This is a genomic window from Streptomyces globosus, assembly GCF_003325375.1.
Taxonomy (GTDB): Bacteria; Actinomycetota; Actinomycetes; order Streptomycetales; family Streptomycetaceae; genus Streptomyces; species Streptomyces globosus_A.
The window spans coordinates 6,197,032-6,222,418 of sequence record NZ_CP030862.1; the positions used below are offsets into that span (position 1 = coordinate 6,197,032).

21 protein-coding genes are annotated in these 25,387 nt (G+C 73.4%); 7 read left to right on the forward strand and 14 right to left on the reverse strand.

Going from position 1 to position 25,387, the window contains the following annotated elements; translation table 11 throughout:
- Positions 1 to 164 precede the first annotated feature (164 nt).
- The 3 genes from C0216_RS27480 (at position 165) to C0216_RS27490 (ending at position 2,395) form a co-directional block, all read left to right on the forward strand.
- The gene (locus tag C0216_RS27480; RefSeq protein WP_114057849.1) at positions 165 to 752 is read left to right on the forward strand and encodes a 50S ribosomal protein L25/general stress protein Ctc; all 588 of its coding nucleotides are present in this window, start codon (positions 165 to 167) and stop codon (positions 750 to 752) included.
- Between the two features lie 93 nt (positions 753 to 845).
- Positions 846 to 1,436, forward strand: a complete 591-nt coding sequence (gene pth / locus C0216_RS27485; RefSeq protein ID WP_114057850.1) for an aminoacyl-tRNA hydrolase — start codon at positions 846 to 848, stop codon at positions 1,434 to 1,436.
- Positions 1,437 to 1,636: 200 nt separating this feature from the next.
- On the forward strand, positions 1,637 to 2,395 hold the full coding sequence (locus C0216_RS27490) for an LPXTG cell wall anchor domain-containing protein (protein WP_114057851.1): 759 nt from the start codon (positions 1,637 to 1,639) through the stop codon (positions 2,393 to 2,395).
- A gap of 104 nt (positions 2,396 to 2,499) precedes the next feature.
- Here the strand turns inward: C0216_RS27490 and ppc are convergent, their stop codons facing one another.
- Positions 2,500 to 5,274: a phosphoenolpyruvate carboxylase gene (gene ppc, locus C0216_RS27495; protein WP_428985464.1), complete on the reverse strand. Its 2,775-nt coding sequence runs from the start codon at positions 5,272 to 5,274 to the stop codon at positions 2,500 to 2,502.
- A gap of 363 nt (positions 5,275 to 5,637) precedes the next feature.
- Between ppc and C0216_RS27500 the strand changes: the two genes are divergently transcribed.
- Both C0216_RS27500 and C0216_RS27505 read left to right on the forward strand, forming a co-directional pair.
- Positions 5,638 to 6,621, forward strand: a complete 984-nt coding sequence (locus C0216_RS27500; RefSeq protein ID WP_114057853.1) for an acyl-CoA desaturase — start codon at positions 5,638 to 5,640, stop codon at positions 6,619 to 6,621.
- On the forward strand, positions 6,618 to 7,292 hold the full coding sequence (locus C0216_RS27505; protein WP_114057854.1) for a TetR/AcrR family transcriptional regulator: 675 nt from the start codon (positions 6,618 to 6,620) through the stop codon (positions 7,290 to 7,292). The genes C0216_RS27500 and C0216_RS27505 overlap by 4 nt, the downstream gene beginning before the upstream one ends.
- Before the next feature lie 86 nt (positions 7,293 to 7,378).
- Here the strand turns inward: C0216_RS27505 and C0216_RS27510 are convergent, their stop codons facing one another.
- The gene (locus C0216_RS27510) at positions 7,379 to 8,248 is read right to left on the reverse strand and encodes a trans-aconitate 2-methyltransferase (protein ID WP_114057855.1); all 870 of its coding nucleotides are present in this window, start codon (positions 8,246 to 8,248) and stop codon (positions 7,379 to 7,381) included.
- A 175-nt stretch (positions 8,249 to 8,423) separates the two neighbouring features.
- On the opposite strand from C0216_RS27510, the gene C0216_RS27515 reads away from it, so the two are divergent.
- The gene (locus C0216_RS27515; protein ID WP_114057856.1) at positions 8,424 to 8,921 is read left to right on the forward strand and encodes a MarR family winged helix-turn-helix transcriptional regulator; all 498 of its coding nucleotides are present in this window, start codon (positions 8,424 to 8,426) and stop codon (positions 8,919 to 8,921) included.
- Here C0216_RS27515 and C0216_RS27520 read toward each other — a convergent pair.
- The 12 genes from C0216_RS27520 to rsmI form a co-directional block, all read right to left on the reverse strand.
- Complete coding sequence (locus tag C0216_RS27520) at positions 8,880 to 9,650, reverse strand: response regulator transcription factor (protein ID WP_114057857.1); 771 nt, start codon at positions 9,648 to 9,650, stop codon at positions 8,880 to 8,882. The two genes, C0216_RS27515 and C0216_RS27520, sit on opposite strands and share 42 nt — an antisense overlap.
- A 563-nt stretch (positions 9,651 to 10,213) precedes the next feature.
- On the reverse strand, positions 10,214 to 11,176 hold the full coding sequence (gene galE / locus C0216_RS27525; RefSeq protein ID WP_114057858.1) for a UDP-glucose 4-epimerase GalE: 963 nt from the start codon (positions 11,174 to 11,176) through the stop codon (positions 10,214 to 10,216).
- 71 nt (positions 11,177 to 11,247) lie between these two features.
- Positions 11,248 to 11,946, reverse strand: coding sequence for a response regulator transcription factor (locus C0216_RS27530; RefSeq protein ID WP_114057859.1), 699 nt, complete (start codon positions 11,944 to 11,946; stop codon positions 11,248 to 11,250).
- Between the two features lie 134 nt (positions 11,947 to 12,080).
- Complete coding sequence (locus tag C0216_RS27535; protein WP_114057860.1) at positions 12,081 to 13,868, reverse strand: PQQ-binding-like beta-propeller repeat protein; 1,788 nt, start codon at positions 13,866 to 13,868, stop codon at positions 12,081 to 12,083.
- 40 nt (positions 13,869 to 13,908) lie between these two features.
- The gene (locus tag C0216_RS27540; protein ID WP_114057861.1) at positions 13,909 to 15,531 is read right to left on the reverse strand and encodes a PQQ-binding-like beta-propeller repeat protein; all 1,623 of its coding nucleotides are present in this window, start codon (positions 15,529 to 15,531) and stop codon (positions 13,909 to 13,911) included.
- 156 nt (positions 15,532 to 15,687) lie between these two features.
- Positions 15,688 to 17,484 (reverse strand): ABC-F family ATP-binding cassette domain-containing protein, encoded by a 1,797-nt coding sequence (locus C0216_RS27545; protein ID WP_114057862.1) that lies wholly within the window; start codon positions 17,482 to 17,484, stop codon positions 15,688 to 15,690.
- Positions 17,485 to 17,722: 238 nt separating this feature from the next.
- Positions 17,723 to 18,637: a 4-(cytidine 5'-diphospho)-2-C-methyl-D-erythritol kinase gene (locus tag C0216_RS27550; RefSeq protein ID WP_114057863.1), complete on the reverse strand. Its 915-nt coding sequence runs from the start codon at positions 18,635 to 18,637 to the stop codon at positions 17,723 to 17,725.
- Entirely contained in the window at positions 18,634 to 19,536 is a 903-nt protein-coding gene (rsmA, locus tag C0216_RS27555; RefSeq protein ID WP_114057864.1) for a 16S rRNA (adenine(1518)-N(6)/adenine(1519)-N(6))-dimethyltransferase RsmA, read from the reverse strand. The genes C0216_RS27550 and rsmA overlap by 4 nt, the downstream gene beginning before the upstream one ends.
- Positions 19,533 to 20,900, reverse strand: coding sequence for a ubiquitin-like domain-containing protein (locus tag C0216_RS27560; protein WP_342777140.1), 1,368 nt, complete (start codon positions 20,898 to 20,900; stop codon positions 19,533 to 19,535). Before C0216_RS27560 ends, rsmA begins: the two co-directional genes overlap by 4 nt.
- A gap of 112 nt (positions 20,901 to 21,012) precedes the next feature.
- A complete protein-coding gene (locus C0216_RS27565) occupies positions 21,013 to 21,885 on the reverse strand; it encodes a TatD family hydrolase (protein WP_114057866.1) in 873 nt (290 codons plus the stop codon).
- Positions 21,886 to 21,895: 10 nt separating this feature from the next.
- Positions 21,896 to 22,411, reverse strand: a complete 516-nt coding sequence (locus tag C0216_RS27570) for a hypothetical protein (RefSeq protein ID WP_428985465.1) — start codon at positions 22,409 to 22,411, stop codon at positions 21,896 to 21,898.
- Between the two features lie 160 nt (positions 22,412 to 22,571).
- The gene (gene rsmI, locus C0216_RS27575; RefSeq protein ID WP_174250472.1) at positions 22,572 to 23,465 is read right to left on the reverse strand and encodes a 16S rRNA (cytidine(1402)-2'-O)-methyltransferase; all 894 of its coding nucleotides are present in this window, start codon (positions 23,463 to 23,465) and stop codon (positions 22,572 to 22,574) included.
- Positions 23,466 to 23,599: 134 nt separating this feature from the next.
- On the opposite strand from rsmI, the gene C0216_RS27580 reads away from it, so the two are divergent.
- Positions 23,600 to 25,366 (forward strand): dolichyl-phosphate-mannose--protein mannosyltransferase, encoded by a 1,767-nt coding sequence (locus tag C0216_RS27580; RefSeq protein WP_114057867.1) that lies wholly within the window; start codon positions 23,600 to 23,602, stop codon positions 25,364 to 25,366.
- Positions 25,367 to 25,387: the final 21 nt, after the last annotated feature.

The following is a 25,387-nucleotide window of genomic DNA, read 5'->3' on the forward strand; positions in this document are numbered from 1 at the left end:
ATCCTTTTGGGTGCGGCCTCCGTGCCGGGTAGACTCGTGGAGTTGCTCGGCGAGGGAGGCCGCACTTCTTGGTGCGGGTGCTCCGTTATCGACGCGCTCTTCGTAGCAGGCCGTTTCGTGGCCGGGTGACCGTTGTCCGTTCCGTCACCCCACGAGGAGTGAACATGTCCGAGGTCAAGCTTTCCGCTGAGCTCCGTACCGTCTTCGGCAAGGGCGCCGCCCGTGCCACCCGCCGCAACAAGCAGATCCCGGCGGTCATCTACGGCCACGGCGAGGCCCCGAAGCACGTGGCGGTCGAGGGTCACGCGCTGACGATGGCGCTGAAGACCCCGAACGTCCTGATCTCCCTGGACATCGCGGGCGACGGCACCGAGCTGGTCATCCCGAAGGCCGTCCAGAAGGACCCGATCAAGCGCACCGTGGACCACGTGGACTTCCTCGCCGTGAAGAAGGGCGAGAAGGTCACGGTCGAGGTTCCGGTCCAGGCCGAGGGTGACCTGGCCGCCGGCGGCAACCTGCTGGAGCACGTCCTCTCCACCGTTTCGGTCGAGGCCGAGGCCACCCACCTGCCCGAGGCGCTGACCGTGTCGGTCGAGGGCCTGGAGGCCGGCGCGTCCGTGCTGGCGAAGGACATCGCCCTGCCGTCCGGCGTGTCCCTGGCGACGGACGCCGACGCGGTCGTCCTGCAGGTTCTCGCGGCGCAGGCCGAGGAGCCGGCTGCCGAGGGCGAGGGTGAGGGCGCGGAGGCCTGAGCCTCCCCCTTTTCCGTCGCACCGGTTGCGCACCCGACCGCCGTCCGGCTCCACTGGAGCAGGACGGCGGTCGTCCATGTTGAGGAGCTAGTGATGTCGGACGACGCAGCGCCCTGGCTGATCGTCGGTCTCGGGAATCCCGGGGCGGAGTATGCGGGCAACCGCCACAATGTCGGGTTCATGGTGGTGGACCTGCTGGCCGATCGGATGCGGGGGAAGTTCAAGGCGCACAAGGCGCGGGCGCAGGTGGTGGAGGGGCGTGTCGGTCCTCCGGGTCCGGCGAACCGGCGGGTGGTGCTGGCGAAGCCGATGTCCTTCATGAACCTGTCGGGTGGGCCGGTGACGGCCTTGCGGGACTTCTACAAGGTGCCGGTGGACCGGATCGTTGCGGTGCACGACGAGTTGGACATCGACTACGCGACGCTGCGGTTGAAGCTGGGCGGCGGTGACAACGGGCACAACGGTTTGAAGTCGATGACGAAGTCGCTGGGGCCGGACTACCACCGGGTGCGGTGCGGCATCGGGCGGCCGCCGGGCCGGATGCAGGTCGCGGACTTCGTGCTGAAGGACTTCTCCTCCGCGGAGCGCAAGGAGCTGGACTGGTTCGTGGACCGGGCCGCGGATGCGGTGGAGTGCCTGGTGACGGAGGGGTTGGAGCGGGCGCAGTCCGCGTACAACTCGTGACTGTTTTGTCCGGTTCAGCGGTGGTCGGGGTCGGGTGTTCACGGCCCGGGCCACTGATCGCTGCTGCGGACATACGGCGCCTGCCGCGCTGAAACGGCACAAATGCTGACGACTGCCTCTTGACCCGGGCGGGCCGCGGTCAGCATGCTGGGCCGCCACCTCCCACGGCACGCTTCCCTCATATGCGCCAGAGGTATCCCATGCCCATATCCCCCAAGCGCTGGGCGGTCGCCGCGGTTCCCGCCGCCGCCTCCCTGTTGCTCGCCGCGGGTGCCGCCCCCGCTTTCGCCGACGGGTCGTACACGATCCCGATCCACCAGGACCTGCCGCTGACGGCCACGTCCAAGGGTGTGGAGAACAAGAAGACGTGTGCGGACATCCCGTCCACGCAGGACGGCTGGCACTTCGTGCTGACCGGCAACTCGACGACGTTCGTGAAGCTGAAGGTGACCTTCGAGCCGGGTGGCGAGAAGGTCGTCACGGTCTTCGGCCCGCCGTCGGACAAGCACGCCTATGTGGCCTCCGAGCCGGGCGCCAAGCTGACGGCCGCTTCGGCGGAGGTCACGGGCGGCTCGGTCAAGTGGTTCAACTTGTCGCACACCTGCCCGGCCTCCGCGACGGCGTCGCCGTCGCCGTCCGTGTCGTCCGGCGCCCCGTCCCCGTCGGGCAGCCCGTCTTCCTCGGCGTCGGCGTCGAGCAGCCCGTCCTCGTCGGCGTCGCCGTCCGCCAGTGCGTCGTCGTCGGCGTCGCCGTCCGGTACGCCGTCGGATACGCCGTCCGGTTCTCCGGCGCCGTCGGGCTCCGCGTCGGCTCCGGCGTCGGGTGGTACGACGGGCGGCGGCCTGGCGAACACCGGCTCGGACGCCCCGGTCGGCCTGATTGCGGGCATGGCCGCTGCGCTGGTCGGCGCGGGCGCGTTCCTGGTGGTGCGCCGCCGCAGGGCGGGTGCCGAGGGCTGAGGTTTTCGTGAGCCGGGGGCAGGGTGCCCGCGGTGATGCGGCGGGGCCCCCGCACCGTGCTCGGTGCGGGGGCCCCGTCGTGTTCCGGGCGGGAGGGCGGGGGGTCAGCCGGTGTTGCGCAGGCCGGCGGCGACGCCGTTGACGGTGAGGAGGAGGGCCCGGGACAGGAGCGGGTCGGGGGCTTCGCCGCGGGCGGCGGCGGCGCGCTGGCGGGCCAGGAGGGAGACCTGGAGGTAGGAGATGGGGTCGAGGTAGGCGTCGCGGACGGCGAAGGTCTGCTGGAGGACCGGCTGGGAGTCGAGGAGCTTCTCGCCGCCGGTGATGCGCAGGACCTCGCGGACGGTGAGCTCGTGTTCGGCGCGGATGCGGTCGAAGACGTGCTTGAGGTCGTCGGGGACGAGGGTGTCGACGTAGTGGCGGGCGATCCGCAGGTCCGTCTTGGCGAGGGTCATCTCGACGTTGGACAGGAAGTTGCGGAAGAAGTGCCAGCGCTCGCCCATCTCGGTGAGGGCGTCTTCCTGGCCGGCCTCGCGGAGGGCCTTCAGGCCGGAGCCGACTCCGTACCAGCCGGGGACGATCTGGCGGGACTGGGTCCAGCCGAAGACCCAGGGGATGGCGCGGAGGCCGTCGAGGCCGGCGCCGGAGTCGGGGCGGCGGGAGGGCCGGGAGCCGAGGTGGAGGTCGGCGAGCTGGTCGACGGGGGTGGAGGCGAAGAAGTAGGCGGGCAGGTCGGGGTCTTCGACGAGTGCGCGGTAGGCGGCGTGGGCGGCGTCGGAGACGATGTCCATGGCGGCGTCCCAGCGGGCGAGGGCCTCGTCGGACTGCCGGGGGGCGGTGTGCAGGGCGGAGGCCTGCAGGGTGGCGGCGACGGTCAGTTCGAGGTTCTCGCGGGCGAGGGAGGGGACGAGGTACTTGTCGGAGATGACCTCGCCCTGTTCGGTGACCTTGATCTCGCCTTCGAGGGTGCCCCAGGGCTGGGCGAGGATCGCGTCGTGGGAGGGGCCGCCGCCGCGGCCGACGGTGCCGCCGCGGCCGTGGAAGAGGCGCAGGCGTACGCCGTGGCGGTGGGCGACGTCGCGGAGGCGGCGCTGGGCGCGGTGGATCTCCCACTGGCTGGTGGTGATGCCGCCGAACTTGGAGGAGTCGGAGTAGCCGAGCATGACCTCCTGGACGTCGCCGCGGAGGGAGACGAGGCGGCGGTAGGAGGGGTCGGCGAGCATGTCGTCGAGGATGACGTCGGCGGCGCGGAGTTCGTCGGTGGTCTCCAGGAGCGGCACGATGCCGATCTTGGCCCAGCCTGCGTGGAGGTCGAGGAGGCCGGCTTCGCGGGCGAGGACGGCGGCGGCGAAGACGTCGTCGGCGCCCTGGCACATGGAGATGATGTAGGACTCGATGACTTCGGGTCCGAACTTCTCGAAGGCGTCCTTGACGGCGAGGAAGACGCCGAGGGTCTTCTGGCCGGCTGCGTCGAGGGGGGCGGGGGTGGGGGCGAGGGGGCGGCGGGAGCGGAGTTCCTTCGCGAGGAGCTTCTGCCGGTACTCGCGGGGCATGTCGGCGTAGCGCCAGGACTCCTCGCCGAGGCGGTCGAAGAGCTGGCCGAGGGCGTGGTGGTGGGCGTCGGCGTGTTCGCGGACGTCCATGGTGGCGAGCTGGAGGCCGAACGCGGCGAGGGTGCGGATGGTGCGGTCCATGCGGCCGTCGGCGAAGAGGGCGCCGCGGTGCTCGCGCAGGGAGGTCTGGATGAGGGTGAGGTCGGTGAGGAGTTCGGCGGTGCCGAGGTAGTCGCGGCCTTCCTCGTGGGGGGTGCCCTTGGCGAGGCGCTCGCGGGTGTTGAGGAGCTTCTGCCGGATGCAGGTGGCCTTGAGGCGGTAGGGCTCTTCGGCGTTGAGGCGCTTGTAGCGGGGGCTGATCTCGGGGAGGCGCTCCAGGTCTGCCTGGAGGGAGGAGAGGAGTTCCTCGGTGGCGCCGGTGTAGCGGATGGAGTTGGAGAGCAGGCCGCGCAGGTAGTCGATGAGCTCCAGGGCGTCGGTGATGCCGTGCTCGTGCTGGAGGATCAGGACGTCGCGGGTGACGTCGGGGGTGACGTTGGGGTTGCCGTCGCGGTCGCCGCCGATCCAGGTGCCGAAGGTGAGGGGGCGGGTGCCGGGGGGGAGTTCGACGCCGACGCGCTGGAGTTCGGCGGCGAGGTCCTCCAGGACGTCGCCGACGGCGCCTGCGTGGAGCTCGTCGAGGTAGTAGATGGCGTTGCGGGCCTCGTCGGCGGGCTCGGGGCGGACGACGCGGAGTTCGTCGGTCTGCCAGACGAGGTCGATGTTCTCGGCGAGGCGGAGGTCCTGGCGGCGGCGGTCGCCGGCGCCGGCGGCGGGCTCCTCCAGGAGGGTCGCGATGCGGCGGAGCTTGTTGAGGACGCTGCGGCGGGCGGCCTCGGTGGGGTGTGCGGTGAAGACGGGGCGGACGTTGAGGTTGCGGACCGTTTCGCGCAGGTGGTCGGGGTCGGCGTCCTTGAGCATGTCGGCGGTGCGTGCGAGGAGGCCGCCTTCGGCGGCGCGGTGGGCGCGCAGTTCGCGGCCGCGGTGGACCTGCTCGGTGATGTTCGCGAGGTGGAAGTAGGTGGAGAAGGCGCGGACGAGCTTGGCGGCGGTCTCCAGGTCGGTGTCGCCGAGGAGGGCTGCGGCGGCCTCGCCGTCGGTGCGGGTGAGGGCGCGGACGCGCTCGACGAGGTCGAGGAGGTCCCGGCCTTCCTGGCGGACGAGGGTTTCGCCGAGGAGGTCGCCGAGGCGGCGGATGTCCGCGCGGAGTTCCGCGTTGGCGGCGGCGACGGAGGTGGACGGGGCCCGGCCCGGGGTGGGGGCGGTGGAGGCCTGGTCGGCACTGCTCACGGGTGCGGCTCCTTGCAGTGGTCGAGCGCTACGGGGAGGTGGGCTCCGGCGTGCGCGCGGGGTGACCGTCCCGGACGCGTCCGAGTGGTACGGCCGTCCTGGTGCGCAGCTCGGCTGCCCGTGCGGACCGCGCTGTCCGACGACACAAGGATAGGTGTCCGGGCCTCGTGCCTCGGTAAACGTCTCATCAGGCGGGCGGGGGCGGCGTGGCGTGTCGGGCGGGGGCGTGTCGTGGGGGGTGTGGCGGGTAGGCGCAGTCGGCTGCGGCTCCTCTTGTTGCGGGGCCCGGCTTTGCCATACTTACGTTGCCGTAGGTTACGCATCCGTAGGTGCGGGCCTTCTCCTCACCCTCCAGGGGCCTCCATGACCACCAGTCCCGATCTTGTCGAAGGCGTCTCGGCGCCTTCCGGTTCCGTCCCATCCGAGTCCGCGACGCTGGGCGGCGAGAGCAAGCGCTCCGCCGAGCAGGTCGCGCTGCTGTTGTTCATCGTCGTTCCGTTTGCGGCGCTGCTGGCTGCGGTGCCCCTGGCCTGGGGGTGGGGGGTGAGCTGGCTGGACCTGGGGCTGTTGGTGTTCATGTACTTCCTGACGTGCCACGGGATCACGATCGGCTTCCACCGCTATTTCACGCACGGGTCCTTCAAGGCGAAGCGGCCGCTGCGGATCGTCCTGGCCGTGCTGGGGTCGATGGCGGTGGAGGGGCCGCTGGTGCGGTGGGTGGCGGACCACCGCAAGCACCACCGGTTCTCGGACCACGAGGGGGACCCGCATTCGCCGTGGCGGTACGGGGAGTCGGTGCCGGCGCTGCTGAAGGGGCTGTGCTGGGCGCACATGGGGTGGCTGTTCGACGAGGAGCAGACGGATCAGCGGAAGTACGCGCCGGATCTGGTGAAGGATCCGGTGATCCGGGGGATCTCGCGGGGGTTCGTGGGGTGGACGGTGTTGTCGCTGGCGCTGCCGCCGCTGGTGGGCGGTCTGGTGACGATGTCGTGGTGGGGGGCGTTCACGGCGTTCTTCTGGGGGTCGCTGGTGCGTGTGGCGCTGTTGCACCATGTGACGTGGTCGATCAATTCGATCTGCCATGCGGTGGGGAAGCGGCCGTTCCGTTCGCGGGACCGGTCGGGGAACGTGTGGTGGCTGGCGGTCCTGTCGTGCGGTGAGTCCTGGCACAACCTGCACCACGCGGACCCGACGTCGGCGCGGCACGGGGTGCTGCGGGGGCAGATCGACTCCAGTGCGCGGCTGATCCGCTGGTTCGAGCTGGCGGGATGGGCGACGGACGTGCGGTGGCCGTCCGGGGCGCGTATCGACTCCCGGCGCAGGGAAAACGCGGCGAACCCGGCATGATGGGGGGCGTGGCGATCGACGGCAGCATTTCCAGCAGTGACAAGCCCCGGCGGGGCCGCCGGGTCCGGATGACGGGCGCCGAGCGGCGTCAGCAACTGCTGGACATCGGCCGGGCCCTGTTCGCGGAGAAGGGTTTCGAGGGCACGTCGGTGGAGGAGATCGCCGCGAAGGCGGGGGTGTCCAAGCCGGTGGTGTACGAGCACTTCGGCGGCAAGGAGGGCCTGTACGCGGTCGTCGTGGACCGGGAGATGCGCCAGTTGCTGGACATGGTGACGGGGGCGCTGACCGCGGGGCATCCGCGGGAGCTGCTGGAGCAGGCGGCTTTCGCGCTGCTGGACTACATCGAGACGTATACGGACGGGTTCCGGATCCTGGTGCGGGATTCGCCGGTGGCGCAGTCGACGGGGACGTTCGCGTCGCTGATCAGCGATATCGCCACGCAGGTGGAGGACATCCTGGGTCTGGAGTTCAAGGCTCGGGGGTTTGATCCGAAGCTGGCGCCGCTGTATGCGCAGGCGCTGGTGGGGATGGTCGCGCTGACGGGGCAGTGGTGGCTGGACGTGCGCAAGCCGAAGAAGGCTGAGGTGGCGGCGCATCTGGTGAATCTGGCGTGGCACGGGTTGGACGGTCTGGAGTCCAAGCCGCGGCTGGTCGGCCACCGCAAGAGCTGAGGAGGGGCCGGGCCGGTGGGCTCGGGCGGGTCGCCCCGCTGCCGCGGACTGCCGTGGCGGCGGGGCGTCGTCGTGTGGGGGCGGGGTCAGGCCTCCTTGACGGCGACGGCGAAGATCCGCCGGAAGGGGAAGACGGTGCCGCGGGGGCCGGTGGGATAGGCCTCGCGGAGGAGGTCGCGGTATTCGGCGAGGAAGGTCTCGGCTGCTTCGCGGTCGTCTCGCAAGGCGGTCAGGACGGGGCGCAGGGCGGTTCCCTTGACCCAGTCGAGGACGGGGTCGGGGCCGGGCAGCAGCTGGTGGTAGGTGGTCTCCCAGGTGTCGGTGGTGCAGCCGAGTTCGGTGAGGCGGTCGAGGTATTCGGCGGGATCGAGGACGTGGGTGTGGCGGGAGCCCTGGCCGGCGAGGCGGTCGCGCCAGCGGGGGCTGTCGCAGAGGGCTGCGAGGAGGGCGTGGCTGGGGGCGGTGTGGTTGGCGGGGACCTGGAAGGCGAAGGTGCCGCCGGGGCGGAGGGCGGCGGTCCAGGCGGCGAAGGAGCCGGGGTGGGCGGGGACCCATTGGAGGGCGGCGTTGGAGGTGATCAGGTCGTAGGTGTCGTCGGGGAGCCAGTCGGCGATGTCGGCGCGGCGGAAGTCGAGGGTGCCGCCGCCGGGGGTGGGGCCTGCGTGGTCGGCTTCGGCGCGGCGGAGCATGTCGGGTGAGAGGTCGAAGCCGGTGATGCGGGCGTCGGGCCAGCGGTCGGCGAGGAGGGCGGTGACGTTGCCGGGGCCGCAGCCGAGGTCGGCGATGCGGGCGGGGCGGCCGGGGCGGGTGGGGAGTGCGGGTATGCGGGCCAGGAGGTCGAGAAAGGGGCGGGTGCGGTGTCCTGAGTGGCGCAGGTACTGCTGGGGGTCCCATCCGGGGGCGGTGGGCGGGGCGGCCGTGCGGATCCGTGCAGCGGGGTCGACGTCGGAATGCATGTTCGAGCCTCCTTGCTGGGTTCGCGGGCGGAAGCGGAAGCGCCTCGGCCCCCTCCATGCCCAGCACCGCCCGGGAATATATCTTGACATCAAGAATAATGACATCGAGATATACCTGTCCGAGACTCTCGCATTCAAGAGACTTCACATCGACAGACCCCTTACACTGATCGGCATGGAGGACGAGGTCGACCGACTGGTCGCGGCATGGCGTCGGGAGCGCCCTGACCTCGACGTGGAACCGCTCGAAGTGCTGAGCCGCGTGAGCCGGCTCGCCCGCCACCTCGACCGCGCCCGCAGGCTGGCCTTCTCCGAGCACGGCCTGGAGCCCTGGGAGTTCGACGTCCTCACGTCGCTGCGGCGCGCCGGAGCCCCCTACCAGCTCTCCCCCGGCCAGCTCCTGACCCAGACGCTGGTCACCTCGGGCACCATGACGAACCGCATCGACCGGCTCGCCAAGAAGGGCCTCGTGGAGCGCCTGCCCGACCCCAGCGACCGGCGCGGCGTCCTGGTCCGCCTCACCCCCGAGGGCCGCGACCGCGCCGACGAGGCCCTCGCGGGGCTGCTGGCCCAGGAGCGGGCCATCCTGGCCCGCCTCTCGCAGGGCCAGCGCGCCGACCTGGCGGCCCTGCTACGCCAGTTGACCGCTCCGTTCGACAACATCCCCGGCTAGGTCCGCCGGCCGCACCCCCGCCCGCCGGGCCAGCGCCACGGCCGCCAGCGTGGAGTGCACGCCGAGCTTGCCCAGCACGTTCTGCATGTGCGTGCGGACGGTGTGCGGGGACAGGAACAGCCGGGCGGCGACGTCCTTGCGGCCCAGCCCGGCCACCATGCACCGCAGCACCTCGTGCTCGCGCGGCGTCAGGGACTCCACGAGGCGCTCGCCGTCGCTGCGGTGCTTGCGCGCGGCGGTCAGCTCCCGCAGCACCCCCGTCAGCAGCGCGGGCGGCAGGTGCGTCTCCTCCCGCAGCACGCCCCGTACGACGGCGAGCAGGCGGGAGAGCGAGCAGTCCTTCGCCACCCAGCCGGACGCCCCCGCCTGGAGGGCGGAAGCGGCCCGGCGCGGGTCGTCGCGCCCGGCGAGGACGACGCAGCGCACCGCCGGATGGGCGGCCCGGACGCCGGCGACGAGGGCGATGCCGTCCGGCGCGTGGGGCGGCTGCCCCGCGGCGCCCGCCTCCCGCTGGGCGGGCACGGCGCCGGCGGCGGCGCCGAGGTCGGCGTCCACCAGCAGCACGTCGAACCGGCGCCCCTCCGCGACGGCCCGCTCAAGGCAGCGCAGCGCGGCCGGGCCGCTGCCGGCGGCGGACACGTCGACGTCGGGCTCGGCGGCGAGTGCCGCGGCGAGCGACTCGGCGAAGATGCGGTGGTCGTCGACCACGAGAACTCGGATGCGAACCACAAAACCCCCAAGGGTCGGGGAACGGACGACGGCGGGTACGGCGCCGGGACCGGGCGATCCGCCGGCGCCGCGGCCGCCGCCGAGACACCTCTGCATTACCCCGGACCGGACGCCGTACCCGGCGCATCTCGACCCCTGAATCAACACCGGCCCCCACCGGCGTCACGCATCAGCGTAGAGCGGGCGGGCGGCCGCAGTTGGCCGAATAGCAGAAGTTTTCCGAGCGAATTCCGGGGGCGACCGCCTTGAACCGGTTCCGCCATGGCGGGATTTCACCGGTCCCGGAGTGCGGCCCCGCCGGCGTACGCCCGGGACGTGCCACGGGCAGGTGCGCGGGGGGCATGTCACCCCGCGTGCGTGCGCCGGGCGCCCGCGCACCGCGCCGCTCCACGGCGCGCCGCCTCCCCTGCGCGCTCCACCGGCGCTCCCCCCGCGCCCGACACCCGCCCTCCCCGCGGCCCGGACCGCGCGGCCGCACCCCCGGACGCACCGCACCCCCGGACGCGCCGCGCCCCCGGCACCGCAAGGGGGTGCCGGGGGCGCGGGAGGCGCGGCGGGGGCGGTCAGGCGCCGCGCAGGCCGCGCGTGAACTCCCAGGCGTCCGCGATGATTCCGGCGAGGTCCGGCCGGGACGGGGTCCAGCCGAGCCGGGCGCGGGCGTTCTCCGCGGAGGCGACGAGGACGGCCGGGTCGCCGGCGCGGCGCGGCGCGAGGACCTCCGGGATGTCCTTGCCGGTGACCTTGCGGACGGCTTCGACGACCTCGCGGACCGAGAAGCCGTTGCCGTTGCCGAGGTTGCAGATCAGGTGCTCGCCGGGGACGGCCGCGCCGAGCGCGGCGAGGTGGGCCTCCGCCAGGTCCGCGACGTGGATGTAGTCGCGCACGCAGGTGCCGTCCGCGGTCGGGTAGTCCTCGCCGAACACCGAGATCGCCTCCCGCTCGCCGAGGGCGACCTGGAGCACCAGCGGGATCAGGTGGGTCTCGGGGTCGTGGCGCTCGCCGAACTCCTTGTAGGCGCCGGCGACGTTGAAGTAGCGCAGCGAGACCGCCGCGACGCCGTGGGCCGCGCACTCGCCGGTGATCATGTGGTCGACGGCGAGCTTGGTGGCGCCGTAGGGGTTGGTCGGCTTGGTGGGGGACTCCTCGGTGAGCAGCGGCTCGGTCGGCTCGCCGTAGGTGGCGGCGGTCGAGGAGAAGACGAGCTTGCGCACACCGGCCCCGCGCATGGCCGCGAGCAGGGCGAGGGAGCCGCCGACGTTGTTCTCCCAGTACTTGCCCGGGTTCGCGACGGACTCGCCGACCTGGGAGGAGGCTGCGAAGTGCAGCACCGCCTCGTAGGAGGGGTCCAGGTACCGGGCGGCGTCCTGGATGCGGCCCTCGATGAAGGCGGCGCCGGCCGGGACGCCCTCGCGGAAGCCGGTGGAGAGGTCGTCGAGGACGGTCACCTCGTGGCCCGCTTCCAGCAGGTGGGCCGCGACGACGCTGCCGACGTAACCGGCACCGCCGGTGACCAGGTACTTACTCACTCGCCTACTACCTCTCGCGGGGGAACGCACGCGCGGTGCGTGCTCGTGCTGCCGCCCTCTGGCTTACCGGATTACGGGCGTCCGGGGAAATCGGGGCCCTGCCCGGGCAGTGCCGCACGGTCCAGCAGGCCGGTCCGGGCGGCGAGCGCGGCCGCCTCCAGCCGTGAGCCGACGCCGAGTTTCATCAGCACCCGCTGGACGTGGGTGCGGGCGGTGCTCGGGGCGATCTCCATGCCGGCGGCGATGAGCCGGGTGTCCTCGCCCTCCGCGACCCGCACCAGCACCTCGATCTCGCGCGGGGTCAGCAGCCGCAGCAGCCGGCTGCCCTCGTCGTCGGGCGGGACGGCCGGGTTCAGCAGTTCGGCGAACGCGCCCTGGAGCAGCTGCGGGGAGACGGCGGCCTCGCCGGCCCGTGCCTTGGCCAGGGCCCGTTCGACGCCCTCGATGCGCTCGTCCTGGCGTACGTACCCGCAGGCGCCGGCGGCGAAGGCGGCGGCGATGCCGCGCGGGCTGGGCACCGGCCCGAGCACCACCACCGCGATGTGCGGGCGCTCCCGCCTGATGCGGACGACGGGCTCGAAGACGCCGGGCTCGGCCGGGGAGGCCGTCCCCAGCAGGCAGACCTCCGGCGCCCGGCTGATGACGAGTTCGGCCGCGCCGGAGGCCGGCGCCGCGGCCGCGAGCACCCGGTGCCCGCGCAGCTTCAGGGCCGAGGCGAGCGCCTCGGCCAGCAGCCGGTGCTCGTCGACCACCATGACCCGTACGCCCATCGGGCTCCCGCCCCCTCCCCTTATGCCCCGGCAAGCTACACGCTTGTTCGACGGCGCGCGGGGGTTACCGCGCGAAAGCCCCCGGAAAGGCGGACCTTCCGGGGGCTTCGTGCGGCCGTGGGTGCGGCCGGGGGTCAGCTCGCCGTGTACGAGACGAAGAGGTAGTCCGGGTCGCCGCCCGAGATGGAGCTCTTGCGCGCGGTGGTGCGGGACATGAAGAGCTTGCCGTTGTGGTAGCGGAACTCGGAGAACTCCGGGGAGAAGGCGATCTCGGCCTTCTTGGCGGCCCGGTCGCCGGGCGTCTCCATCAGGAGGGTCTGCTTCATCGTCGTGCCGTCGATGGAGACGACCTGGCCGCCCTTGTCGTAGGGGCCGGACTTGTAGGCGATGATGTTCGACCCGTCCATGCGGAGCGGGTACATGGTGTAGCGCTCGCCGGCGTCGGAGCGGTCGGTGGTCTGCTTGCCGGTCTCCAGCTCGAAGGAGAGCAGCTCGTTGGTGCGGCCGGACTCCTGTCCCTGGTGCTCGATCGAGGGCAGGTAGACCTTGCCGTTGCCGACGACGATGTTGGAGCACATCTCGACCTCGGTGCTGCGGCACTTGCCGCCGAAGTTGCCGGAGGCGAGCGAGATGCGCGACTTCAACTCGCCCTTGGGGTCGACGACGAAGAGGTCGCTGATGCCGGTGGCGTTCTTGGCGGTCTTGCCGACGTCGGCGGCGACGACGAGGGGCTTGGTGGAGATGATCGAGGCCCACTCGATGCCCTCGGACAGCTTGTACGAGGAGGTGGGCGCGCCCGTGGCCGGGTCCAGGGTCTGGGCCTGGAGGGTCTGGTTCGGGTGGCGGCCGCACTTGCGGATGACGGCGAGGGCCTCGCCGCCTGCGTAGCCGGAGTCGTAGCAGCCCTCGGCGTCGGCCTTGGGGGTCCACAGGGACTTGCCGTCGGCGAGGTTCCAGGCGGCGCCGCCGCTGGTGCCGCCCGCGGCGACGGTGTTGCCGCTGATGGTGACCTCGTCGAAGTTCGCGGGCCGGTCGCCGGTGGCGCTGCCCTTGGCGTTGCCGGACCAGACGAGCTTGCCGGTGGTGAGGTCGAGGACGCCGACCTCGGTGCACGGCGGGTACTTGACCTCGGGCGTGGGCTGGCTCGCGCGGAAGAGGAACGCCGTCTTGTTGTCGCTGACGTGCTTGGTGGCGCCGCAGATCTCGCCGGGGAGGGGCAGCTCCCACTTCTTGCCGCCGTCGACGAGGTTGTAGCCGACGATCTTGCCGATGTCCGACTTCGCGTACACGCTGTCGGTCAGCCAGGAGCCCTTGACGGAGGTGCTCTCCTCGGGCGCCGGGCTCGGGTGGTTGTAGAGCACCCGGGCCTTGGGGTTGGCGGGCGCCTTCTCGGAGCCGGGCGTGCCGGCCGGGGCGGCGCCGGTGCTCGCGCTCGGGCCGGCCTGGGGCTCGCCGTCGTCGGCGCTGCCGGAGGCGTACCAGAAGCCTCCGGCCACGATGAGGACGATGGCCAGCGCGGCCGCCCCGACGATCATGAGCTGGGTGCGCTTCTCGCTGCCCGAGGGGCCCTGCGGGGTGCCCGGCAGCGGCTGGGCCGCATGCATGGGGGCCGTGGGCGCGCCGTACGGGTTGGGGGCGGCCGGGCCGCCGGGGGCGCCCTGCTGCGGGTAGCCGTAGCCCTGCTGGGGGTAGCCGTACGCGGGCTGCGCCGGCGGCTGCTGCGGGGCGGTCGGCGGCTGCTGCGGGGGGCCGGCCGGGGGCGCGGGCGGCGCGGCCGGCGGTGCGGGCGGCTGCTGCTGCGGGACGGGCGGCTGCATGTTCGGCGGGGCCGGCGGGGGTGCGCCGAAGCCTCCGGGCGGCGGGTCCGTCGGCGCTCCGAAGCCGCCGGCGGGCGGCTGGTTGGGGGGCGGCGGGGTACTCATCGGTTGCTACTGCCTCTCGGTGGGCGGCTCGGGTACACGTTCACTTGCCGAAGACCATCAGGAGCTTCTCGTCCGTGCCCTGGGCGCGCAGGAGCGCGGTGGAGAGGTAGAGGCGGCCGCCGACGTAGTCGATCTTCGGCTTGTAGAAGGCGGCCTCGACGGGTGCCGCGGTGCCCGACGGGCTGCGCAGCAGCGCGGTGGGGTTGCCGCCGGCGGCGGGGAAGGCGACGACCTCGCCGCCCTGGTCGGGGGTGGCGCGGCGGTAGGCGATCAGTTGGCCGTTCTCGGCGCGGACCGGGGTCAGGGTGCGGCCGTCGCCGGCGGGGGTGCGCCACTTGGCCTTGCCGGTGGAGAGGTCGAAGGCGACGATCTCGTTGGCCTTGCCGACTCCGGGGGAGGTCGGCATGTAGAGGGTGTTCTGGTCGACGACGGAGGTCTCGCAGACCTCGACGGACCGGAAGAGGCCGTTGGTGCACTCGGTTTCGAAGGTGCCCTCACCGCTGACGGTGGTGCGCTGCCTGCCGTCGGGTCCGAGGACGACGATGGCGCGCTCCTTCTTCTCCTCGTTGCCGACGTCGAGGATGACCGGGTCGAGGGAGTGGACGCTGGTCACCTTGTGCTTGGCGGGGAGCCGGTAGGTCCAGGTCTTCTTGCCGGTGACCGGGTCGGCGTCGGAGACCTCGGTGGTGAGGTCGTCGTCGTAGCAGGTCGCGATGGCGATCATCTTGGTGCGGTGGGCGACGTACGCGCCGGGCTTGCAGCCCTCGGCGCCGTTGCTGCCGAACAGCTTGTCGCCGGTGCTGATCCTGAAGGCGCTGGCGGTGCCGCTGCGGCTGACGGCGACGGTGTCGCCGGCGATGCCGAGGGTGGGGCTGGTCATGATGTCGAAGATGCCCTCCTTGGGCACCTCCTTGGACCAGCCCTCCTTGCCCGTCTTGAGGTCGACGAGCCGCATCCGGTTGCAGACGGCGCTCTCGGACTCGCCGTCCTTGTACATGACGACGGTCTTGGCGTCGGCGGTGGTCTGGCGGGTGACGGAGCAGATCTGCGTCGGGAAGGAGAGCTTCCACTTCTCCTTGCCGTCGGCAGCCCCGTAGGCGACGAGGTCCTTCCAGACGCTCTTGACGACGGTGTCGCCGACGACCCACTGGCCGCCGGAGTCGACGCCCGCGCCGGGGCCGTCGATCTTGACGGTCTTCAGCCAGAGGGCCTTGTCCTCGCCCTGCTTGCGCCCGGCGTTGAGGTCCTCGGACGCGCCGGAGCCGTTGCCGCTGCCGTCGCCCTTGTCCGGGGTGCCGGACGGCTGCGGGGCGGCGGGGGGCGCGCTCTGCGCGGCGGGCTTGGGGTCGTCGCCGCCGTCCCCGGCGAACGCGAGGTACGCGCCGGCGCCGGCGAGGAGCACGCCGGCCGCGGCGGCCGCGGCGATGACGGCCGTGCGGCGGCCGCGCGGGCCGCCGGGGCCCGGGCTTTGCGGGGCGCCGGGCGCGGGCGGGACGGGCGGCGGGTAGCCGTAGCCGGGCTGCGCGAGCGGCGGCGCCGCCGGCTGGGCGTAGGGGTTGGCGCCCTGCGGGGGCGTCCCGTAGCCGGGCTGGGGCGGGCCGGGCAGGTGGCTGTAACCGGACGGCGCGGGCGGCTGGTTCGGCGGCTGGGGCGGCTCGGTCATCAGCGCGTACCTTCGGCGTCGGGCGATCGGGGGGGATCACCTTTCTACCACTGGCGTGTTTCCTGCACCGGGCCGGTCGCACCCCTGTTCCCAAGGGCGGACCGGCCCGTGACAGCGCCGTTATCCGGCCGTTCGGCGGCCGCGTGCCGGGCCGGGTCAGGCCTCTTCGGCCAGCTCCAGCCAGCGCATCTCCAACTCGTCCCGCTCGGAGATCAGTTCGCGCAGCTCCGCGTCGAGCTTGGCCACCTGCTCGAAGTCGGTGGCGTTCTCGGCGATCTTCGCGTGCAGGTTCGTCTCGCGGTCGGCCATCTTGTTGAGCTGCCGCTCGATCTTCTGCAGCTCCTTCTTCGCGGCCCTGGCGTCGCCTGCGGACGTCGACTTCGGGGCGGCCGGGGCGGGCGCCGGGACGGCCGCCTCGACCATCCGCTGCCGGCGCTCCAGGTACTCGTCGACGCCGCGCGGCAGCATGCGCAGCGCCCCGTCGCCGAGCAGCGCCATCACGGTGTCGGTGGTGCGCTCGATGAAGAACCGGTCGTGGGAGATGACGATCATCGAGCCGGGCCAGCCGTCGAGGAGGTCCTCCAGCTGGGTCAGGGTCTCGATGTCCAGGTCGTTGGTGGGCTCGTCGAGGAAGAGGACGTTCGGCTCGTCCATCAGCAGGCGCAGGATCTGCAGGCGGCGGCGCTCGCCGCCGGAGAGGTCGCCGACGGGCGTCCACTGCTTCTCCTTGGTGAAGCCGAACTGCTCGCACAGCTGGCCGGCCGTCATCTCCCGGCCCTTGCCGAGGTCGACGCGGTCCCGTACGCGCTGGACGGCCTCCAGGACGCGCAGCGACGGGTCGAGCTCGCCGACCTCCTGCGACAGGTAGGCCAGCCGGACCGTCTTGCCCACGGTGACGGTGCCGGCCGCGGGCTGGACGTCGCCCTGGGTGCGGGCGGCCTCGGCCAGGGCGCGGAGCAGCGAGGTCTTGCCGGCGCCGTTGACGCCGACGAGGCCGATGCGGTCGCCGGGGCCCAGGTGCCAGGTGAGGTGCTTGAGCAGGGTCTTGGGGCCGGCCTGGACGGTGACGTCCTCGAGGTCGAAGACGGTCCTGCCGAGGCGGGCGTTGGCGAAGCGCATCAGCTCGGAGGTGTCGCGCGGCGGCGGCACGTCCGCGATGAGGGCGTTCGCGGCCTCGATGCGGAAGCGCGGCTTGGAGGTGCGGGCGGGGGCGCCGCGGCGCAGCCAGGCCAGCTCCTTGCGCATCAGGTTCTGCCGCTTGGCCTCCTCGGTGGCGGCGATGCGCTCCCGCTCGGCGCGGGCGAAGACGTAGTCGCTGTAGCCGCCCTCGTACTCGAAGACGGAGCCGCGCTGGACGTCCCACATGCGGGTGCAGACCTGGTCGAGGAACCAGCGGTCGTGGGTGACGCACACCAGGGCGGAGCGGCGCTCGCGCAGGTGGCCGGCGAGCCAGGAGATGCCCTCGACGTCGAGGTGGTTGGTGGGCTCGTCGAGGACGATGAGGTCCTGCTCGTCGATGAGGAGCTTGGCGAGGGCGATGCGGCGGCGCTCGCCGCCGGAGAGCGGGCCGATGACGGTGTCGAGGCCGTGGGTGAAGCCGGGCAGGTCGAGGCTGCCGAACAGGCCGGTGAGGATGTCGCGGACCTTGGCGTTGCCGGCCCACTCGTGGTCGGCCATGTCGCCGATGATCTCGTGGCGGATCGTCGCGGCCGGGTCGAGGGAGTCGTGCTGGGTGAGGACGCCCATCCGCAGGCCGCCGCTCTGGGTGACGCGCCCGGTGTCGGGCTCCTCCAGGCGGGCCAGGATGCGGATGAGGGTGGTCTTGCCGTCGCCGTTGCGGCCCACGACGCCGATCCGGTCCCCCTCGGAGACGCCGAGGGAGACGCCGTCCAGCAGGGCACGGGTGCCGTACACCTTGCCGACTGCCTCGACATTGACCAAGTTGACGGCCATCAGACGCGCTCCAGGGAAGGAATGGGGATCAGCCCCTCAGCCTAACGCTCCGCGAAGCGCCCGAACGTTCCACCAGGAGCCACCCGCCGAGCGCCGTCGCGAGCGCGGCGGGCGCGGTCACGGGCAGGGCGACGAGGGTCGCCGCCGGGGCCGCGCGCCTGCCGGAGTGCGCGTACTCATCCCGCGCCCGGGTACCCGGCCCGGCCGGCGGAGCGCCGGGCCGGGCGGGGCGGCCGGGTCAGATGCGGGTGGCCCCCGCGGTCGGGCTGGTGGCGATCCGCGTCGTGCGGCAGGTACCGGACGCCTCCAGGGCGGCGGCGACCTTCGCGGCGGCCTCGTCGTCGCGGACGAGGAACGCGGTGGTCGGGCCGGAGCCGGAGACGATCCCGGCCAGCGCCCCGGCCGCGGTTCCGGCGGCCAGGGTCCGCGCCAGCTGCGGGCGCAGCGACAGCGCGGCCGGCTGGAGGTCGTTGGCCAGGGTGCCGGCCAGCGCGTCGGGGTCGCCGGAGGCGAGGGCGGCCAGCAGCGCCGGGGAGGCCTGCGGCTCGGGGATCTCGCGGCCCTCGGCGAGCCGGTCGAACTCGCGGAAGACGGCCGGGGTGGACAGCCCGCCGTCGGCGACGGCGAACACCCAGTGGAAGGAGCCGGCGTCGAGGGGGGTCAGCAGCTCGCCGCGCCCGGTTCCGAGGGCGGCCCCGCCGAGCAGGCTGAACGGGACGTCGCTGCCGAGCTCCGCGCACATCCCGAGCAGCTCGGCGACGGGCGTGTCGAGGCCCCACAGCCGGTCGCAGGCGAGCAGCGCGCCGGCGCCGTCGGCGCTGCCGCCGGCCATGCCGCCGGCGACGGGGATGTTCTTCGCGATGTGGATGTGGACGGCGGCCCCGCCGGGGCGTCCGTTGCGGGCCGCGAGCAGCTCGGCCGCGCGGGCGGCGAGGTTCGTCCGGTCCAGGGGCACCTGGTCGGAGTCGGGCCCGGAGCAGGTCACCGTCAGGGCGTCGGCGGGGGTGACGGTGACCTCGTCGTACAGGGAGACGGCGAGGAAGACGTTGGCCAGGTCGTGGAAGCCGTCGGGCCGGGCGGCGCCGACCGCGAGCTGCACGTTGACCTTGGCGGGGACGCGTACGGTGACGCCCCCGGCGGGTGCGGTGCTCACAGGGCGGGCCTCTCGGCTGCGGCGGGCTTGTGCTCGGCGATGGCGGCGAACTCCTCGACGGTGAGGGACTCGCCGCGGGCCTGCGGGGAGATCCCGGCGGCGGTGAGGGCCGCTTCGGCGGCGGCCGCGGACCCGGCCCAGCCGGCGAGTGCGGCGCGCAGGGTCTTGCGGCGCTGGGCGAACGCGGCGTCGACGACGGCGAAGACCTCGGTCCGGCTTGCGGCGGTCGGGATCGGCTCGGCCCGCCGGACGAGGGAGACGAGTCCGGAGTCGACGTTCGGCGCGGGCCAGAAGACGTTGCGGCCGATGGCGCCGGCCCGCTTGACCTCGGCATACCAGTTCGCCTTGACGGAGGGGACGCCGTACACCTTGCTGCCGGGCTTCGCGGCGAGCCGGTCGGCGACCTCCGACTGCACCATCACGAGGGTGCGCTGGATGCTGGGGAAGCGCTCCAGCATGGTCAGCAGCACCGGCACGGCCACGTTGTACGGCAGGTTCGCGACGAGCGCGGTGGGCGGCGGGCCGGGCAGTTCCTCGACGAGCAGGGCGTCGGAGTGGACGAGGGCGAAGCGGTCCTTGCGGCCCGGCATGCGGGCCTCGATGGTGGCGGGCAGCGCCGCGGCGAGGACGTCGTCGATCTCGACGGCGGTGACCCGGTCGGCCGCTTCGAGCAGCGCCAGCGTCAGCGAGCCCAGGCCGGGGCCGACCTCGACGACGACGTCGTCGGGCCGGACGCCGGCGGTGCGCACGATGCGGCGCACCGTGTTGGCGTCGATGACGAAGTTCTGGCCCTTCTGCTTCGTCGGGCGCACGCCGAGCGCGGCCGCGAGTTCGCGGATGTCGGCCGCGCCGAGGAGGGCGTCGCTGGTTCTGTCGGGCTGCTGCTCTGCGGTGCTCACCGGTAAAGCCTACGGCCGCAGTGCGGCCACGGACTCGCCCCCCGCTGCACGTACAGCTTCTTGGCCCGGTACGTCTGCTCGCCGCTGGTGGCGTCCTGGGGGCGGCCGCTGCCGCCGAGGCCCTGCCAGGTGCGGACGTCGAACTGGTAGAGGCCGCCGTACGTGCCGGACGGGTCGGTGGCGTCGGGGCGGCCGCCGGACTCGCACTGGGCGAGGGCCGCCCAGTTCAGGCCCTCGGCTCCGGCGACGGAGGCGGGCAGGGGCCTGGTGCCGACGCGGACGACCTGGGTGACGGGTTCGCGGACGGTCTCCTCGGTGACGCGGCGGGGCTTCTGGGCGACGCCGTTGACGGTGCGCAGGGCGTAGGTGACCCGGCGGGCTCCGGGGCGGCCGGCCCGTTCGACGACTTCGGTGCCGGCGAAGAGGTCGGCGTCCTGGATGCGCTCGGTCTCGAAGGGGATGCGCTCCTCGCGGACCTCGCGGGTGCCGGTGATGCGGAGCACGGTGACGGTCTGCCCGTCGCGGGGGAAGGACTCGGGCGGGACGGAGGTGGTGTCCTGTCCGGCGAGGGTGATGCCGGCCTGGCCGAGGGCCTCGCGGACGGTGGCGGCGTTGGTGCGGACGGTGGTCTCGCCGCCGTCTGCGAGGAAGGTGACACTGCGTTCGGTGCGGACGGCGAGGTCGAGGCCGGAGCGGGGCACGGGGGCGGTGCGGGGGACGGACAGGTGGGCGCCTTCGACGCGGACGCCGAGTTGGCGCAGGGCGGCTTCGACGGTGCGGGCGGTGGTCCACACCTCGCTGGTCTGCCCGTCGAGGGTGAGGAGCACGGGGCGCCCGTAGCGGACGGTGATCTCGTCGCCGTCGCCGAGGGCGGCGGCGCGGGCGGGGGCGACGAGGTCGTGGGTGCCGACGCCGAGTCCTTCGGCGGCGAGGAGTTCGCCGACGTCGTCGGCGAAGGTGTGCAGGGTGCGGGAGCGGCCGTCGACGGTGAGGCGGACGGCCTTGTCGGCGGCGACGAAGGCGGTGGTGCCGCCGGCGAGGAAGGCGACGACGAGGGCCTGCGGGATGATCCGCCGCCAGGCGGCGGGGCCTGCGGAGGCAGCGGGCGGGGTGGCCGGGTCGGGGTCGGGGGCGGGGGCCGGCGTCCGGCGGCGGCGTCCGGTGCCCGGCGCGCCGGGGGGCTCGGCGGGTCTGCGGCGGTGGCCGGCGCGGCGGCCTCCGGGTGCGCGGGGCGCGGGGACGGCCCCGTCGGGGGCGTGCGCGGCGGCCGGGTCGGCAGGGTCGGCCGCTCCGGTGAGGGGGCCGGCGCCGGGGTGCGGTTCGGCATCGGCCCCGTGGCCCCCGGTGAAAGGTTTCTCGCTCACGCCGCTCGCTCCACTGGTCCGGCCCGGCTTCGTCGGGCACGGCACCCTAGCGGAGGGTCCGTCACTCTCCAAAGCCGGTCGGACACCCAGCGTGTCGGCAGGCGGGGGCGGGTCAGTAGCCGAAGGCGCGCGCCGTGTTGGCGGCGATGGCCGTGGCCATGGCGTCCTCGTCGATGCCGCGGACCGCGGCCATCGCGCGGACCGTCAGCGGAATGAGGTACGGGGCGTTCGGCCGTCCGCGGTACGGCGCGGGGGTGAGGTAGGGGGCGTCGGTCTCGACGAGGACGAGCTCCGCGGGGGCGGCGGCGAGGGCGTCGCGCAGCGGCTGGGCGTTCTTGAAGGTGACGGTGCCGGCGAAGGACATGTAGTAGCCGGCGGCGGCGCACTCGCGGGCCATGTCGGCGTCGCCGGAGTAGCAGTGGAAGACGGTCCGCTCGGGGGCGCCCTCCTCGCGGAGGATCCGCAGGACGTCGGCGTGGGCGTCGCGGTCGTGGATGACGAGGGCCTTGCCGCGGCGCTTGGCGATCTCGATGTGGGCGCGGAAGGACAGCTCCTGGGCGGCCATGCCCTCGGGCCCGGTGCGGAAGTAGTCGAGGCCGGTCTCGCCGACGGCCTTGACGTGGTCGAGCGCGGCGAGGGCGTCGATCTCGGCGAGGGCCTCGTCGAGGGCGGCCTGCCCGCCGCCCGGGCGTGCGCCCTGCCGGGACCATCCGTCGGGATCGCCGAGGACGATGCGGGGCGCCTCGTTCGGGTGGAGGGCGACGGCGGCGTGGACGTTGTCGTACGCCGCGGCGGTCTCGGCGGCCCAGTGGGAGCCCTTCACGTCGCAGCCCACCTGCACGACGGTCGCCACGCCGACCGAGGCGGCCCTGGCGAGGCCCTCCTCGACGGTGCCGGCCTGCATGTCGAGGTGGGTGTGCGAGTCCGCCACGGCGACCCGGAGCGGTTCGGGCAGCGGCGGCGGGGTGTCCTTGGAGGCGCTCATACGGCCGATCTTATGACCGGCGGCGGCGCCCCAGCAGTCGGGCGAAGAAGCCGCGGCGCTCCTCGCCGCCGTCCACCGGCACGGGTCCGGGGGCGTCGTGGCGGGGTGCGGTGCGGCGGTCGGCGCGCGGCAGGTTCGCGCCGGCCGGGACGGGTCCGGCGATGCCGGGCGAGACCGGGTGGTGGTAGATGCTGTCCATGGTGCCGCGGACGGTGGACACCTGCCCCTCCCGCATGATCCGCACGACGTGGCTGCCGCAGTTGTGGCAGGTCGGGTTGGACAGCGGGGAGGGGACGCGCTCGCCGCCCGCCCGGTGGACGATGAAGGGGCGGCCGTGGCCGTCGGTGTGGTGCTCGATCTCGTAGCCCTGCTCCCAGCCGTAGCCGCACCGCATGCAGGCGAAGGAGTACGCCTCGTGGGCGACGTGGACGCCGGCCGCGGCGGCCGCGGCGGCGCGGGCCGCTGCGGGCGACGGGGCGGGGGCCGGGACGGGGGCGGCTGCCGGGGTGTCTGCGATCTCGCTCATGCCAGCTCCTCTTGTTCCACTGGTGCCATTGCCAGTGGACGCCTCGCCGGGCGGGAGCGCATCAGGCCATGTCGAGAATTGGACGGTCCTTGGGCGACTCATGCCCGAGGCGCCCGGTGCGCGGTCCGAGCTTTGCTTTTCAGGTTATCCCTTTACCCTCTTACGGCATCTTTTCGGCCGCGTTCTTTGCCGCGACGACGGCGTCGAACACCTCCCGCTTGGGTAGGCCGGCCTCGGCGGCGACCGCCGCGATGGCCTCCTTGCGCCGCTCCCCTGCCTCCTCGCGCACCCGTACGCGCCGCACCAGCTCCGCGGCGTCCAGGTCGGCGGGCCCGGCCTCGGGGGCGCCCTCGACGACGACGGTGATCTCGCCGCGGACCCCCTCGGCGGCCCACGCGGCGAGGTCGCCGAGCCCGCCGCGCCTGACCTCCTCGTACGTCTTGGTCAGCTCCCGGCAGACCGCCGCTCGGCGGTCGGCGCCGAAGGCCTCGGCCATCGCGGCGAGGGTGTCGTCGAGCCGGTGCGGGGCCTCGAAGTAGACGAGGGTGCGCCGCTCGGCCGCGACCTCGCGGAGCCGGGCGAGGCGCTCTCCGGCCTTGCGCGGCAGGAACCCCTCGAAGCAGAAGCGGTCCACGGGCAGCCCGGACAGGGCGAGCGCGGTGAGCACCGCGGAAGGCCCGGGCACCGCGGTGACCTTGATGTCCTGCTGCACGGCGGCGGCGACGAGCCGGTAGCCGGGGTCGGAGACGGACGGCATGCCGGCGTCGGTGACGAGCAGCACCCGCTTGCCGTCCTCCAGCGCCTCGACGAGCTCGGGGGTCCGCTGGGACTCGTTGCCCTCGAAGTACGACACGACCCGGCCGGTGGTGTGCACGCCGAGCCCCTGGGTCAGCCGGCGCAGCCGGCGGGTGTCCTCGGCGGCGACCACGTCCGCCCGCTCCAGCTCGGCCGCAAGGCGGGGCGGGGCGTCGGCAAGGTCGCCGATCGGGGTGCCGGCGAGGACGAGCACGCCGTGGGCGGCGGCTCCGGTACGGGTGGGCTGGTCGGTCGTCACCCGTCCATCCTCTCAGCCGTCCCGCCCGGCACACGCTCCGGCGGCGGGCAGCACGGCGGAGCGCACTGCCACGGCGCTGTGGATCGCGACCACGGCGCTGTGGATCGCGACCGGGCGTTCCCTACGATGACCCGGTGACCAGTACCGCGACGCCGCCGCCCAGCCCCGCGGGGGCCCCGACCGCCCCGCCGGCGGGCCGGGCAGAAGAGCCGTCCCCCTGGCTGCGCCGGCTGCGCGGCTTCGGCTACGCGCCGCCCGCCGGAGCGCGCCCGGCAGACGTCCGCGCCCGCCTGGTGCCCCCGTACGCCCGCCCGTCCGGGCAGTTGTGGGCGGCGCTGGGCTTCTCCGCGGCAGCGGCGGCGACCTGGCAGCGCGTCATGGCGTGGGCCGGGCCGATCGCGGTCGCGCTGGTGGCCGGGGTCATGCGGTTCTGGCAGCTGGGCAGCCCGAAGGCCGTGATATTCGACGAGACGTACTACGCGAAGGACGCGTGGGCGACCATCCGGCAGGGCTACGAGGCGAGTTGGCCCAAGGACATCGACAAGTCGATCCTGGCCAACCCGGACGGGGTGGCCCTGCCGACGGACCCGGGGTACGTGGTGCACCCGCCGGTCGGGAAGTGGGTCATCGGGCTCGGCGAGTGGATGTTCGGCTTCGACCCGTTCGGCTGGCGGTTCATGACGGCCGTGCTCGGCACGCTGTCGGTGCTGCTGCTGTGCCGGATCGGGCGCCGCCTGCTCCGCTCCACGTTCCTCGGCTGCCTCGCGGGCGGACTCCTCGCCGTGGACGGCCTGCACCTGGTGATGAGCCGGGCCGCGCTGCTGGACCTGGTGCTGATGTTCTTCGTGCTGGCCGCGTTCGGGGCGCTGCTCGTCGACCGCGACCGGGCCAGGGAGCGGCTCGCGGCGGCCCTGCCCGTGGACGCGGAGGGCCGTACCCGGCCCGACGCGGTGGTCGCCGAGACGCTGCGGCTCGGCGTGCGCCCGTACCGGATCCTGGCGGGCGTGTGCCTGGGCCTGGCTTTCGGGACGAAGTGGAACGGCCTGATCACCCTGGCGTTCTTCGGGATCCTGACGGTCCTGTGGGACGCGGCCGCCCGCCGCACCGCGGGCGCGGCCGCCCCGTACGCGGCGATGCTGCGCCGGGACGCGCTGCCGGGCTTCGTCTCGACGGTGCCGGTGGCGGTCGCGGTGTACGTCGCGTCCTGGCTGGGCTGGATCCTCAGCCCGGACGACGGCCGCGGCGGCTACTTCCGCGACTGGGCGGCGAAGCAGGACCAGGACAGCCCGCTGTCGTTCCTGCCGGAGTGGCTGCGCAGCCTGTGGCACTACGAGACGGAGGTCTACAGCTTCCACGTGGGCCTGACCTCGGGGCACACGTACGACTCGAACCCGTGGAGCTGGCTGGTCGTCGGCCGGCCGGTGTCGTACTTCTACGAGTCCCCGGAACCGGGCGCGGACGGCTGCCCGGCGACGGAGGCCGGCAAGTGCGCCCGCGAGGTCCTGGCCCTCGGCACCCCGCTGCTGTGGTGGGCGGGCTGCTTCGCCCTGCTGTACGTGCTGTGGCGGTGGTTCTTCCGCCGCGACTGGCGCGCGGGCGCCATCGCGTGCGCGGTGGCCGCGGGCCTGCTCCCCTGGTTCAACTACCAGGAGCGCACCATCTTCTACTTCTACGCGGTGGTGTTCGTCCCGTACCTGTGCCTGGCCCTGGCGATGACCGTGGGCGCCCTCCTGGGCCCGCGGGACTCGACGGAGCGCCGCCGCACGCTCGGCGCGGTGGCGGCGGGCGTCCTCGTCCTGCTGATCATCTGGAATTTCATCTATTTCTGGCCGATCTACACGGGCCAGTCGATCCCGATGGACTCCTGGCGCAGCCGCATGTGGCTGGACACCTGGGTCTGAGACGGCGGCCGCGGGCCCCGG